General features: G+C 34.1%; 11 protein-coding genes. 6 read left to right on the forward strand and 5 right to left on the reverse strand.

Translation table 11 applies throughout. The features are described 5' to 3' along the window. Nucleotides 1-1,239 (forward strand): CotH kinase family protein, encoded by a 1,239-nt coding sequence (locus U5A88_RS13405; RefSeq protein ID WP_354207250.1) that lies wholly within the window; start codon nucleotides 1-3, stop codon nucleotides 1,237-1,239. 88 nt (nucleotides 1,240-1,327) lie between these two features. On the opposite strand, the gene U5A88_RS13410 is transcribed toward U5A88_RS13405, so the two are convergent. Beyond that, nucleotides 1,328-2,077, reverse strand: coding sequence for a DeoR/GlpR family DNA-binding transcription regulator (locus tag U5A88_RS13410; protein ID WP_354207252.1), 750 nt, complete (start codon nucleotides 2,075-2,077; stop codon nucleotides 1,328-1,330). Between the two features lie 170 nt (nucleotides 2,078-2,247). Between U5A88_RS13410 and U5A88_RS13415 the strand changes: the two genes are divergently transcribed. Genes U5A88_RS13415 through U5A88_RS13425 form a run of 3 tightly spaced genes read left to right on the forward strand, consistent with a single transcriptional unit; the run spans nucleotide 2,248 to nucleotide 6,881 of the window. Then, nucleotides 2,248-2,664, forward strand: coding sequence for a carboxypeptidase-like regulatory domain-containing protein (locus U5A88_RS13415; RefSeq protein WP_354207253.1), 417 nt, complete (start codon nucleotides 2,248-2,250; stop codon nucleotides 2,662-2,664). Between the two features lie 32 nt (nucleotides 2,665-2,696). Beyond that, nucleotides 2,697-5,390 (forward strand): SusC/RagA family TonB-linked outer membrane protein, encoded by a 2,694-nt coding sequence (locus U5A88_RS13420; RefSeq protein WP_354208190.1) that lies wholly within the window; start codon nucleotides 2,697-2,699, stop codon nucleotides 5,388-5,390. A 9-nt stretch (nucleotides 5,391-5,399) separates the two neighbouring features. Next, nucleotides 5,400-6,881: a SusD/RagB family nutrient-binding outer membrane lipoprotein gene (locus U5A88_RS13425; RefSeq protein ID WP_354207254.1), complete on the forward strand. Its 1,482-nt coding sequence runs from the start codon at nucleotides 5,400-5,402 to the stop codon at nucleotides 6,879-6,881. A gap of 99 nt (nucleotides 6,882-6,980) precedes the next feature. Here the strand turns inward: U5A88_RS13425 and U5A88_RS13430 are convergent, their stop codons facing one another. Genes U5A88_RS13430 through U5A88_RS13445 form a run of 4 tightly spaced genes read right to left on the reverse strand, consistent with a single transcriptional unit; the run spans nucleotide 6,981 to nucleotide 10,682 of the window. Then, nucleotides 6,981-8,216 carry an exo-beta-N-acetylmuramidase NamZ family protein gene (locus tag U5A88_RS13430; protein ID WP_354207255.1) on the reverse strand — a complete coding sequence of 412 codons (1,236 nt, stop codon included), beginning with the start codon at nucleotides 8,214-8,216 and terminating at the stop codon, nucleotides 6,981-6,983. 18 nt (nucleotides 8,217-8,234) lie between these two features. Continuing rightward, the gene (locus tag U5A88_RS13435) at nucleotides 8,235-8,639 is read right to left on the reverse strand and encodes an OsmC family protein (protein ID WP_354207257.1); all 405 of its coding nucleotides are present in this window, start codon (nucleotides 8,637-8,639) and stop codon (nucleotides 8,235-8,237) included. Nucleotides 8,640-8,643: 4 nt separating this feature from the next. Beyond that, entirely contained in the window at nucleotides 8,644-9,669 is a 1,026-nt protein-coding gene (locus U5A88_RS13440) for an aminotransferase class I/II-fold pyridoxal phosphate-dependent enzyme (protein ID WP_354207258.1), read from the reverse strand. Beyond that, entirely contained in the window at nucleotides 9,669-10,682 is a 1,014-nt protein-coding gene (locus tag U5A88_RS13445) for a dipeptide epimerase (RefSeq protein WP_354207260.1), read from the reverse strand. The genes U5A88_RS13440 and U5A88_RS13445 overlap by 1 nt, the downstream gene beginning before the upstream one ends. 96 nt (nucleotides 10,683-10,778) lie before the next feature. Here U5A88_RS13445 and U5A88_RS13450 point away from each other — a divergent pair, with 96 nt between their 5' ends. Together U5A88_RS13450 and recJ are read left to right on the forward strand one after the other, a co-directional pair. Beyond that, the gene (locus tag U5A88_RS13450; RefSeq protein WP_354207262.1) at nucleotides 10,779-11,369 is read left to right on the forward strand and encodes a carboxymuconolactone decarboxylase family protein; all 591 of its coding nucleotides are present in this window, start codon (nucleotides 10,779-10,781) and stop codon (nucleotides 11,367-11,369) included. Between the two features lie 18 nt (nucleotides 11,370-11,387). Then, a complete protein-coding gene (recJ, locus tag U5A88_RS13455; RefSeq protein ID WP_354207264.1) occupies nucleotides 11,388-13,085 on the forward strand; it encodes a single-stranded-DNA-specific exonuclease RecJ in 1,698 nt (565 codons plus the stop codon). The last annotated feature ends 42 nt before the right edge of the window (nucleotides 13,086-13,127 follow it).

The raw sequence follows: 13,127 nt of genomic DNA on the forward strand, positions 1-13,127 counted from the left end.
ATGCGAGTAAAACTTATATTTTTAACCATTTTTATAATAACTGGTTGTACAAAATTTACCGAAAACTTAAATGGTGATTTTATAGATTATAAAGAGGCTAAAGTTTCTGATTTTAATACAGAATTTCCCGTAATTAATATAGAGGTAAATCAAGATGAATTTGATAAAATGTATACAAATTTTAATGAGGATATTGAAATTGAAGGCAATTTAAATGTTTACAGAAAAAATGAACAGATAATTTTTAATGAACTAGTAGAAATTGAAATTAAAGGGAGTTTCTCTGCTAGCCTTGATCTAAAATCGTTAGGTATAAAATTTGATAAAACATTTAAAGAAGAGGGGGTATTATTAAATCCTGAAAAAGTATTACCAAATCATTCTTTAAAAGAAATTAAAGCTTTTAGATTGCGAAACTCAGGAAACGATTTTACTAAAACATTACTTAAAGATATTTCTTACACGCAATTAGCCATAAATGCTGGGCTAAACCTAGATTTAACATATTTTGAACCTTCCATTGTGTTTGTAAACAGCAAATTTTTAGGAATCATGAATCTGCGTTCCGAAGCAAATACAAACGGAATCTCTAGACTAAGAGATGCAAAAAAGAAAGACATTACGTTAGCAAAAATTAATAATCCTGCAGAGTTAGAAAAAAAAGATGGCGATTTTGATAGAATTGATGCCTTTATAGTGGCAATTGAAGAACAGAATTTAGAGTATTTAAAAGCTGAAATAGATATAGACAATTTTATTGATTATATTATTTTTCAATCATATATTGCCAATGTAGATTGGCCGTACAATAATGTTCGTTTTTATGCTGTTAAAGATGGTCCTTTTAGGTTTGTTGTCTATGATTTAGATTGGGTAAATTTAAGAGAAACTGACCATCATCCTTTAGAGTTCATTAGAAAACCTACAAGGCTTTCGTCTAATAAAGTAATAAAAAATCCTATCACAGACTTGTTTAATGTGTTGTATTCTGATGAAAATTTTAAGACCAAATTTAACCAAAGATATTTAGAAATTATTAACACTAAATTACTTTATTTCGAAGAATTTAACCGCATTGTAGATGTTAATTTTAGCACTATTGAACAGTATATGCCAACTCACTTACAAAAATATACAGACATTAAAACCATGATAGACTGGTATAGGAATATTGAGTTATTAAAAGCGAATTTTAGAAAAAGAGAAAAGCATATATTTTCTATGGATAAAAATTTTTGATAAAAAGGAATATGACAAATGCCTTTTCACTAGTCAATGATGGTTAATCAAAACCATTTCATTTTAATTCTTTGAACTTCATACTACCTCACATCACCACTATACCTCTTTCTTTAAACTGCGTAAATACAGATTGGTCGGTAGCGTCATCTGTAATAACAACATCTATATCTTCAACCGGAACTACGGCGTATCGGCGAGATTTCATTATTTTAGTACTTATACACATGGACACAATATAATCAGAGGACTCAATCATACTTTTTTTGATATGGGCTACTTCCCAATCAGATTCCGTCATACCTCTTTCTAAATTCAATGCATCTGTACCCATAAAACAAATGTCTGCTCTTAGTTTGGAAAGTGAATTCATAACATCTATACCAACAGTTACTTGAGCCGATTTATTTAATTTACCTCCAATAAAAATTACTTCAACCTGTGGGTGTTGTGTCAATTGCAATGCAATAGGCAAACTATAAGTAAATATGGTAGCACTTATAGAAGAAGGAATTAACTTGGCCAGTTCTAAATTAGTTGAACTTCCGCTCATAATTATGACTTGACCCTCATGAATTAAATTTACCGCTTTCAAGGCAATTTCTCTCTTTTTATCTAAGTCAGATCCGCTACGTTCATCATAACTAGGAATTTTATTTTCTATAGATAAAGCTCCGCCATGTACCTTATACAACAATTGCTGAGCCTCTAATTCTTTTAAATCTCTCCGTACAGTATCTTCAGATACTTTTAATTCGTTGCTTAAAATTGCCGATAGTACTTTTCTATTGACTTTAAGTTTATCTAGAATGATTTGATGTCTTTCTTGTTTTAACATGTTACAATAATAAATAATATTTTTTATTTGACGTAAGGATACAAACTTCCTTAAATATTTTGTTAAAAAATGTTAAAGTCCGAACAAAAACGCAAAAACGCAAGTAAAAACGCAAAAAGATGCGTTTTTTTTTATAGCTTTACCTTATATCTAACACAAATTATTTACTTATGAGAAAAAAAATTACATTTTCTTTTCTTGTTTTCTTTACAGCTACATGCTCATTATTATTTGCACAGAACATTACCGTAAGCGGTACCGTAACTGATGCAAGCGGAATAGCATTACCTGGTGTAAACATTCAAGTAAAAGGCACAAACACAGGAACTTCAACTGATTTTGATGGTAACTATCAATTATCAGCTTCTGAAGGAGATGTATTGGTATTTTCCTTTCTAGGTTTTAAAACCAAAGAAATTCCAATTACAGGATCAACACTAAACGTTAGTCTAGAAGAAGACGCTGCTACTTTAGATGAGGTAGTAGTAACGGCTTTCGGTGTAGAAAAGAAACAGAAATCTTTAGGATATTCTGTAACACAAGTTAAAGCCGAAGATTTAAATTTGGCAGGGCAAGCCAATGCGTAGAAGCACTTCAAGGTAGGGTTGCTGGTCTACAAATCAACAGAACATCGGGTTCTTCAGGTGGTGGAGTTGATATCTTAATTAGAGGTATTACCTCTGTTAACCCTGACAGAAACAACCAACCATTAATTATTGTTGATGGTATTGCACTTAACAATGACACCTTTTCGGGTAATGTTGGGCCTAGTGCGGGTTCTAACTCACCTAGCAGTGCAGAACAATTTGGATTTTCTAACAGAATGGGTGATATAAACCCTGAAGATATTGAAAGTTTTAACGTATTAAAAGGTGCTGCTGCAACTGCTCTTTACGGAGTAAGAGCTTCTAATGGTGCAATTGTTATTACTACTAAAAAAGGTAAAATTGGTAAAGCAAAAATTACGTTAACCGCTTCAACTTCTTTTAGGAATCTTAAAACGGTACCTGAACTTCAAGAAACGTATCGTGAAGGTTGGAGAGGTGAACCAAGAACATTATATAAGCCAGATTCTGATACTGGTTTTATTAGAATTCCGCCTACCAGAACTTCTTTTTATTCATGGGGTCCAAAATATTCTGACGACACATGGGTAGATCCTGATGACCCTACCAATACAGTAGATATATCAGATGACCAATTTTATAGTCCTTACAACTTATTTAAAACAGGAATTAATACACAAGTAAACTTAAGTGTAAGCGGAGCAAGTGAAAAATTAGATTATTACTTCTCTATGGGTAACAACCAAGATGAAGGTATATTGCCTAATACGAAATACGATAAAACCAATTTTAGGTTAAAAGGAGGTTATAAAGTAAGTGATAAGTTTACCATAAACTCCTCTGTTACTTTTGCAAAATCTGGAGGAGTAAGAGCAAATTCAGGTGATAAATCGGTAATGAGTTCTTTAAGTTACTATTCAGGTACTTTTGATATTAACGACTATCAAAATCCAGACGGTACACAAAGAAATTTTTCTTTTGGAATTATTGATAATCCTAGATACTTTATGGAAAAAAGTAGTTTAACCGACAATGTAAACAGATGGGTTGGAAATGCTACTTTTATTTATAACCCAGTTGATTGGTTGAATATTACGTATTCAGCACAAATTGACAACTATTCAGATCAACGTAACAGATTTGTACCACCAGATTTAGATGTAGGTACTCAAGTTGGTGGATTTATCGTAAAACAAAATATCAACTTTACAGGATTAGAATCTAATTTCTTAGTGTCAATGAACAAAGATTGGTCTGATGATTTTAACACCTCACTTACTTTAGGACATCAAGTTTCAGATACCAAAAGAAATTATGACGAAATTAGAGGAGAAACATTAAATGTTCCTGGTATTAACGAATTAGGTAATACCATAAATACGTTCGCCGATAATAGTATAGTTCAATTAAGAAATGTAGGTGTATTCGGAGAATTAAAATTAGAATACAAGGATCAACTTTTCTTAACCTTTACAGGTAGAAATGACTGGATATCTACTTTACCTAAAGAAAATAGATCTTTTTTCTATCCTTCTGTAAGTTTAGCTTATGATATTTCAAAGTGGTTTGAAGGCAGCGATATATTCAGCTTTGGTAAACTAAGAGCATCTTGGGCAGAAGTTGGAAAAGGACCTTTATTTGGAAGAATTGGTCATAACTTTGTTGTTGATGGAGATTTTCCTTTCGGAGGTGCAGGCGGATATCGCTCAAGTACTCGTTTAGGAGATTTAAATATTACTCCTGAAAAAAATCAATCTACTGAGATAGGACTAGATTTTAGATTCCTTAAAAACAGATTAAGATTTGACTATTCATATTATACAACAAGAGTTAAAGATCAAATTTTTAGTGTAGGTACGGCTTATTCTTCAGGTATTGCAAGCATTGTTAGAAATGCTGGTGATTTTGAAGTTTCAGGTCATGAATTCTTAATTTCTGCTGATATTGTAAAATCAGAAGATTTAACTTGGGAAGTCTTTGTAAATTACTCTACTAATGAAGGTAAAGTATTAGATTTACCTGAGGATATAGAAGCAGTAATTTTTGCAAATGCAGGTTTTCCAGGTGTAACATCTGAAGTTAGAGAAGGTGATAAAATGGGGACTTTATATGGATGGAAATGGAGATATGAAAATGGCGAAAGATATATTGGTAGTGACGGAAAGCCTAGAGTTGATTTTGACGCCAGACAAAAAGTAGGTAATGCTTTTCCTGACTTTGTATCATCTATAGGCAATAGTTTAAAATGGAAAGGTTTAGGCTTCAACTTTTTGTTAGAATACAAAAAAGGTGGAGATGTTTATGATGCTGGTAGAAGAAATTCTATTAGAAACGGTATTCTTAAACTGACTGAATTTAGAGATGTTACTACGGTTTTAGATGGTGTTATGGATGATGGTAGTGGTGGTTTTGTACCTAACACACAAGAGGTAGTAATAGATCAAGACTATTATAGAAGTTCAACGAGATACAACAGAGCCTCTGAAATTTTAATACAAGACGCATCTTGGGTTAAATTAAGAAACATAGGCTTATCTTATGATATTAATGCAGGTTTTATGGAAAAACTTAATATTGACAGATTGTCTCTATCTGCAAGTGCAAATAATATACTGATTTGGACACCTTACGAAGGTTACGACCCTGAAGGAAATCAGTATAGTGCAGGTAGTAATGTTTACGGTTTTACTGGATTAAACATTCCGCTATCGGAAAGTTATACTTTTGGAATAAATGTCGGATTTTAAAAAATAAAAATGATGAAAAAATATTTTAATAAAATAATAATATTAGTACTATTTGCACTGGTTTCAGTAGGCTGTAGCGATGAGTATTTTGACGTTAATACGCCCTCAAATACTGCAACCATTGACCAACTACGAATGGGAGATTTATTAGCTCCTGTTATTCATAGTACTATGGAAGGACAACGATCTGCCGAACTGGCATTTGGTAACTACGTGCAGTATTTCGTTTCTCAAGGTGGAGGTGCTTTAGGGCAAACTGAAGCCAGTGGTCTTTGGTCGCAAGTTTATCTTTATGTTTTGCCAAATACAAAAGCGTTAAGAGAGAAAGCCACCGAATTAAATGCTACACATTATAAAGCCGTTGCAGATATATTAGACGCAATTAACTTGGGTATAGCAACTGATACTTGGGATAATATTCCCTACTCAGATGCTACACAGTCACCAGCAAATAATTTCCCTACTTTTGATACGCAAGAGCAAATTTACAGTACTATTTTTGCCTTGTTAGACGGTGCTATTTCAGCATTATCTGCTGAAGACAATTCAGGTTTTACTCTTGGTAGAGATGATTTAATTTATGGAGGTGATATGGAAAAATGGCTCAGAGCTGCCTATACCATTAAAGCCCGTTATCAATTGCATTTGGTTAATAAAGGTACGGTTTCTCCTAATGAGGTTTTAACTACTATTGCTAACGGATTTGAATCTAATGCTGATAATTTCTTAATGTTCTATGATGATAAAAATATCAATCCTTGGTATTCAGGTGAAATTTTAGCAAGAAATACTGGAAATTTCCATCGCGATATTGCCAGTCAATTGGTAAGCTCTATGAATGGAGATTATTTTCCGTTCCAAAGTGGATTAGAAGTTGACCCAAGATTACCTCGTTTTGCTGAAAAACCTGACGGAGAAGATTGGAAAGGGTTTGTTAGTGGTGCTGCTGGATTGGCACCAGATGGTTCTGATGCAAACACTGGATTTGCTGTTGATGGCTATTATACTAGTATAGATTCCCCATTAATGTTAATCAGTTATGCAGAAGCTATGTTTATCAAAGCAGAAGCTGCTTTTTGGGCAAATGGTGGAAATACAACAAGTATTGGTAGTAACGCCGATACTTACATGGCATATATGGCAGGTGTTCAAGCCAGTATGGATATGTATGGTGTAGACGGATCAGCTTATACCGCTGACGGTGCTATTGATGTTGGTGAAGCCAATTTAATGCTTCAGCATATTATGAAAGAAAAGTATATTCATAACTTCTTAAATCCTGAAACTTTTGTTGACCAAAGAAGGTACGATTTTTCTGATGACGTGTTTAAGGGACTAACTATTAGAGAGGAAGAAGAAGCAGATGATAATGAGTTCTTTGGGCAATGGTTCAGAAGAGCTATATACCCGTCATCTGAATTAAATAGGAACGAAGCCAATGTTCTTGCAAACCAACAAACTCCTGTAACCCCAGTTTGGTGGGACCAATAAAATATATATTTATTTGAATTAATTATATATTAAACCAAAATCCTCGGCAAATGCCGAGGATTTTTTATTTTAAAAGTTTATTTGATATCTCCTATCTATTTAAGGGTATAACAAATATTTTTTTCGCATTTTTTTATAATTAGTTAATCCTGGTTCCCAGCTAGCTCGTATTTCAGCTTCCGGTACACCATCAATAATTTGTTGTCTAAACAAACCAGAGCCAATTTGAATTTCAATATTGTTCATTTGATTGCTCAAACTACCATCAAAGAACTTTTCCTTTTCTGGACTGCTTTTATACAATTCCATAATCCATTCTAGGTTAATTTGTTTGCTTTCTCGTAATAAATCAGTATCGTAATTTCGCAAATCAATACCATAACAAACTTCATCCATAAATATAGGGGTCATTGCCATACCTTTTATGCTTTTAGGTGTAAAAGAAAAGTCATAAATACCCTTATAAGCAGGACTACCAAACACCGTAAAAGGGAAATAAGTACCTCGCCCATGATTAATATATGTACCTTCAAACATACACGTTGATGGGTATAAAAGTACAGATAGTTCCGTATTTAAATTGGGCGAAGGTGACACTGGCAACGTATAAGGCATATCGTGGTTGTAATTAGCAACAGGAATAATCTTCAGCTTACATTGTACGGCTTTTCCGTCAGATTTAATCCACCCTTCTCCATTTGCCATTTGAGCAAATTCGCCAACCGTTAGTCCGTGTGACATCGGTAATGGAAACATCCCAATGCCTGATTTGTATTTCATGTCCAATACAGGACCATCAATCAAATAACCATTGGGATTTGGACGATCTAAGATTAACATCTCCTTATCATTATCATAACAAACTTCCATCAAACGTGCCAATGCGTTTATATTGGTGTAAAATCGGACACCTACATCTTGCAAATCATAAATGAGTACATCCACGTTTTCCATATCCTTGGCTGAAGGCTTTCGTTTAGCCCCATATAAAGAAACAATTGGGATACCGGTTTTTTCGTCTATTTCATCTTTTACATGAACACCAGCCCCAACATTACCACGAAAACCATGTTCAGGGCCAAATACTTTTACGATATTAATCCCCAAACGTTGAAGGCTATCTACCAAATGCCTATCACCAATGATGCTGGTAGGGTTGGCCATTATAGCCACTCGTTTTCCTTTTAAGTAGGGTACATATTTTTCTGTTTGTTCAGCCCCCGTAACAATTTTTTCATTTTTTAGTGCATTATTGCTTTGTGATGTTGATGATTTGCACGATACCAAAAACAGCGTAAAACAAAATAATAGTGGATTTTTAAATAGGCGTTTCATAAAAAAAATTTAAGTAAATTATTTTTCAAAATACTTTATCTCTGTGGTAACCTCAGCAAATTGTCTGAACATTTCCATAACACCACAGTATTTATCTACAGATAAATTTACGGCTTTTTCTATTTTATCTTTTTTTAAATCTGAACCATAAAAATTGTATGTTACATTGACCTTATCATAAAACTTAGGATGCTCCTCGGTTAAATTAGCTTCAATATCCATTGTAAATTCATCAACTTCAGCTCGCATTTTCTTTAATAAAGAAACAACGTCTAAACCCGAACAACCTGCCAATGATGATAACATTAATGATTTTGGCCCATACCCTTTTTCATCGCCATCGGCCATAAATAAATTACCCCCACGGTTGGTAGATTCAAATTGATTATCGCCTTTCCAAGTTGTTTTTACTGTATTTGTCATTTGTTTACATTTTTGTATTAAGTATATTTACTAACTGCTCTAGGTCTTTGTCGGTATGATTTGCCGTAATTACAATACGGTTCATTTTCTTTTTATAGGTAGGGTAATTGAAGCTGGTTATTACAATTCCTTCGTTTAAAAATAGGTCATAAGCAGCGTCGTTTTCAATATACATTGCTGGATAGTTTTTATCGGCAATTATGTTCTTGTTCTTTAAATGGGCAGTTATATACGCCAAGTTTTTGTTGAGTTTTTGGCGTTGTCGAGCATAAATGTCCTGAGCATCCAAATACGTCTGCAAATATGCGGGATTGGCCGCGGATGAAGATATAAAAACGGATTCTCCCTTTAATGCATCAATAAATTTTCGTGTTCCAGCAATACTGCCTCCAGAAAGCCCCAACGCTTTGCCCAATGAACAAACCATAATCTTGTTTAAAATGACCGGATGCTTAATCGTTTTGAAAATTCCGTTACCATTCTTTCCTGTTACGCCCAAACTGTGTGATTCATCAACCACTAAAGTGATTTTTTTTTGAGGTGATATTTTATCCAAAAAATCCATGACCGTTGGCTTGACCTCACGACCGGAAACCGCATCAACGGTAATTACGATGTCTTCCTTTTTATCGTTCAATAATCTGGCATTCAAATGAACCCCATCAAACAAAGGCAAACTGCTTTTTGCCAATATAGCCGGATGTGTTTTGGGATAATGAAAGAAAACAGGACTTGTTTTTTCTAAAAAATCGATAACCAACCTACCCGCTAATGTTCCCGAAGAAACCGTTAATGAAGCTTCTGCACCTATTTGCTGTGCAAAAAAATCCTCAAACTGATTATAAACGGAAAGTTTAATGTTAGAATTTCGAGAACTACCGTAAAACGTTCCCCATTTTTGGATAGATTTCATTAAAATACGCTGAAATTCAGGATGAGTTGCTAGTCCTAAATATCCTGTTCCACCAAAATAGAGATAGTCTTTCCCATTTATGGCAATGGTTCTATCTGGAAAATTTTTTACGATCATTAACGGGTCAGTTTAACTCCAGTACCGTTCAAATCACTATACGTAATTACGCCGTTTTCAATCACCACACCATCGGCAGTATCGTTTGTAATTAATATAGCTCCGTCCATATCAACATAATCTAACAAGGGTAATAAGTGAGCAATAGCAGAGATTCCCACAGATGATTCTGTCATACAACCCACCATAGTTGACATGCCTAATTTTCTAGCTTTTTCTAACATCCGTTTGCCAGAAGTCAATCCTCCGCACTTGGTCAATTTAACATTTACTCCATGAAAGTGATTGTGGCATTTCATAACGTCAGCTTCTACCATGCAACTTTCATCGGCTACAATGGGTAAAACCGATTTTAAAAATAAAGTTTTATGTCCGCCCCAATCCCCTGCTTTTAATGGTTGCTCAATAAATTCAACACCTAACTTTTTTAATTCAATAGCATTTTTTAAGGTTTCGTCAACGGACCATCCACAATTAGCATCTACTCTAAAAACAGCATCAGTATGTTTTCTTAATTCTTTGATTATAGCAATATCATCTTCCGTTCCCAATTTTATTTTATACAACGGCCAGAGTTTTTCTTTTAATTTAGACACCATTTTTTCTATGGTATCAATACCTATAGTATAATCAGTTATTGGATTATTGCTAATATCAAGTCCCCAATATTCATATAGTTTCATTCCTTTTTTTCGTGCATACAAATCGTTATACGCTAAGTCTAATGCACATAATGCGAACATGTTTTCTCTTAACTCTTGATACATAACTTGCCAAAAAGCTGCAGGTTCTAACTCTTTGTTTGCATTAATTAATGGTTCTAAAGCTTTTAAATCGGACGACATTTTTTCAATAGTAGCTCCGTAATAAGGATTAGCGGTAGCCTCACCATAACCTGAGAACTGCCCATCTTTTAGCTCAACGACTAAACTTTCTTGCACATCTCTAGCTTCTCTAGAAATTCGAAAAGTATGTTCCAGTTTTAATTCGTAAGGTCTTAATATCAGTTGCATAAAATCAATTTTATCAAAGAATAAATTTACTAAAAATAATATCAAGTTCTTGGTATTTATTGTACTTTAGAAATCGAATTTTTAAAATCATAATAAATGCCATTAGTTACTCCTTTATCATCAGAACACGATATAGAAACCAAAAAATTAGCTGAATTTTTTAATGAAACTTTAGGTTTTTGTCCTAATTCAGTTTTAACAATGCAACGCCGACCAGCAATTAGCAAAGCTTTTATCAATTTAAATAAAGCAGTAATGGCAAATGAAGGTAGAGTAACCTCCGCCTTAAAACGAATGATTGCCTGGGTAAGTAGCAACGCTACAGGTTGTCGTTATTGCCAAGCTCATGCCATTAGAGCTGCTGAACGTTACGGAGCGGAACAGAAACAATTAGATAATATTTGGGAGTACAGAACGCATTCTGCATTCAATGAAGCCGAACGTGCTGCTCTTGATTTTTCATTGGCTGCAAGCCAAGTGCCGAATGCTGTTGATGAGGAAATCAAAAAAAGATTATATGAGCATTGGGACGAAGGCGAAATTGTAGAAATGCTAGGCGTTATTTCTCTTTTTGGATACCTAAACAGATGGAATGACTCCATGGGCACCACAGTAGAAGAAGGAGCTATTGAAAGTGGCAACCAATATTTAGGAAAACACGGATGGGAAAAAGGAAAACACATTTAATTAGATAAAGTAAGTTATATGCGTTGGACGTTTAAACCAGTACCGCCTTCAGAAAAAGTGAGTCAATTAGCAAAAGAGTTGTCTCTTGATAATCATTTGACTACGCTTTTAGTGCAACGCGATATTGAAACTTTTGACGAGGCTAAGACTTTTTTTAGACCTAATTTATCAGAATTGCATGATCCTTTTCTTATGCAAGACATGCAAAAAGCGGTAAATCGAATTAAAACCGCCATTGCTAACAACGAAAACATTTTAATTTTTGGAGATTATGATGTTGATGGCACAACTGCGGTTTCATTAGTTTCTTCTTACATAAAAAGTTATTACCCAAATGTTGCTACGTATATTCCCGATAGATATGCCGAAGGTTATGGTATTTCTTTTCAAGGAATTGACTTTGCCGACGACAATGATTTTTCTTTAATCATTGCGTTAGATTGTGGTATAAAAGCCATTGAAAAAGTGGATTACGCCACTAAAAAAGGCATAGATTTTATTATTTGTGATCATCACAGACCAGGTGCAACCCTTCCAAAAGCAGTTGCCATTCTCGACCCAAAAAGAGAAGATTGTAATTATCCTTATAATGAATTGTGTGGTTGCGGAGTTGGTTTTAAATTGGTTCAGGCATTGGCTTCCAAACGAAATCAGACTATTGAAGATTTAAAGCCCTATTTAGATTTAGTGGCAACTGCTATTGCCGCAGATATTGTGCCCATGACTGGGGAAAACAGAACACTTGCTTATTTTGGTTTAGAGCAGATAAATACAAATCCGAGAAATGGTATAAAAGCCATAATTCATCATATAAAAAAAGAAATTCTAACTATAACAGATGTTGTTTTTATTATTGCTCCGCGTATCAATGCAGCAGGAAGAATGAAACATGGTAATTATGCCGTTGAATTACTTTGCGAAGAAGATTTTGACAATGCAAAAAACATGGCTGCTGGAATTGAAGTTTTTAATACCAATCGGCGTGATTTAGATAAATTAACAACTATTGAGGCTTTGCAACAAATAGAAGAAAATAAGGAAACTCAACATTTTTCATCTGTTGTCTATCAAGAAGATTGGCATAAAGGCGTTATCGGTATTGTGGCATCTCGTTTAACGGAAACCTATTACCGACCTACACTCGTCTTTACAAAAAGTGGCCATAAATTAGCAGCTTCTGCCCGCTCTGTAAGTGGGTTTGATGTTTATAATGCCTTAGAAGCTTGCTCAGAATATATTGAACAATTTGGTGGACATAAATACGCAGCGGGGCTTACCCTTTTGGAAAAAAATTATCAGAATTTTAAAGACAAATTTGAAGAAGTGGTTAAGGATAGTATTTCTAAAGAATTATTAGAGCCCGAAATAAAAATTGATTTAGAGCTAGAATTAGCTGACATTACACCTAAATTTTACAGGATTTTACAGCAATTCTCCCCTTTTGGTCCACAAAACATGAAACCTGTTTTTGTAAGTAAAAATGTAAAAGACACAGGCTATTCCAAAAAAGTTGGTGCAGACGGAGATCACTTAAAATTGAGTATTATTTCGGAAGAGGGTATAAAATTGAACGGCATAGGTTTTAATCTGGGTAATAGGTATAAAGAAATTTCTAACGGTAAACCTTTTGACCTTGTCTATACTATTGATGAAAATACGTGGAATGGAAATACTTCGCTACAACTAAATGTTAGGGATATAAAAATAGTCGAATAAATATTTTCGGAGTAATTGTCCCCTTGAGGGGACCTTAGGGGT

Origin of the sequence: Aureibaculum sp. 2308TA14-22 (genome assembly GCF_040538665.1) — a bacterium.
GTDB lineage: Bacteria > Bacteroidota > Bacteroidia > Flavobacteriales > Flavobacteriaceae > Aureibaculum.

Bases quoted from the DNA above. Each gene is read 5' to 3' on its own strand.
- U5A88_RS13405 (WP_354207250.1), top strand. From the start codon at position 1: ATGCGAGTAAAACTTATATTTTTAACCATTTTTATAATAACTGGTTGT.
- U5A88_RS13410 (WP_354207252.1), bottom strand. From the start codon at position 2,077: ATGTTAAAACAAGAAAGACATCAAATCATTCTAGATAAACTTAAAGTC.
- U5A88_RS13415 (WP_354207253.1), top strand. From the start codon at position 2,248: ATGAGAAAAAAAATTACATTTTCTTTTCTTGTTTTCTTTACAGCTACA.
- U5A88_RS13425 (WP_354207254.1), top strand. From the start codon at position 5,400: ATGATGAAAAAATATTTTAATAAAATAATAATATTAGTACTATTTGCA.
- U5A88_RS13430 (WP_354207255.1), bottom strand. From the start codon at position 8,216: ATGAAACGCCTATTTAAAAATCCACTATTATTTTGTTTTACGCTGTTT.
- U5A88_RS13435 (WP_354207257.1), bottom strand. From the start codon at position 8,639: ATGACAAATACAGTAAAAACAACTTGGAAAGGCGATAATCAATTTGAA.
- U5A88_RS13440 (WP_354207258.1), bottom strand. From the start codon at position 9,669: ATGATCGTAAAAAATTTTCCAGATAGAACCATTGCCATAAATGGGAAA.
- U5A88_RS13445 (WP_354207260.1), bottom strand. From the start codon at position 10,682: ATGCAACTGATATTAAGACCTTACGAATTAAAACTGGAACATACTTTT.
- U5A88_RS13450 (WP_354207262.1), top strand. From the start codon at position 10,779: ATGCCATTAGTTACTCCTTTATCATCAGAACACGATATAGAAACCAAA.
- recJ (WP_354207264.1), top strand. From the start codon at position 11,388: ATGCGTTGGACGTTTAAACCAGTACCGCCTTCAGAAAAAGTGAGTCAA.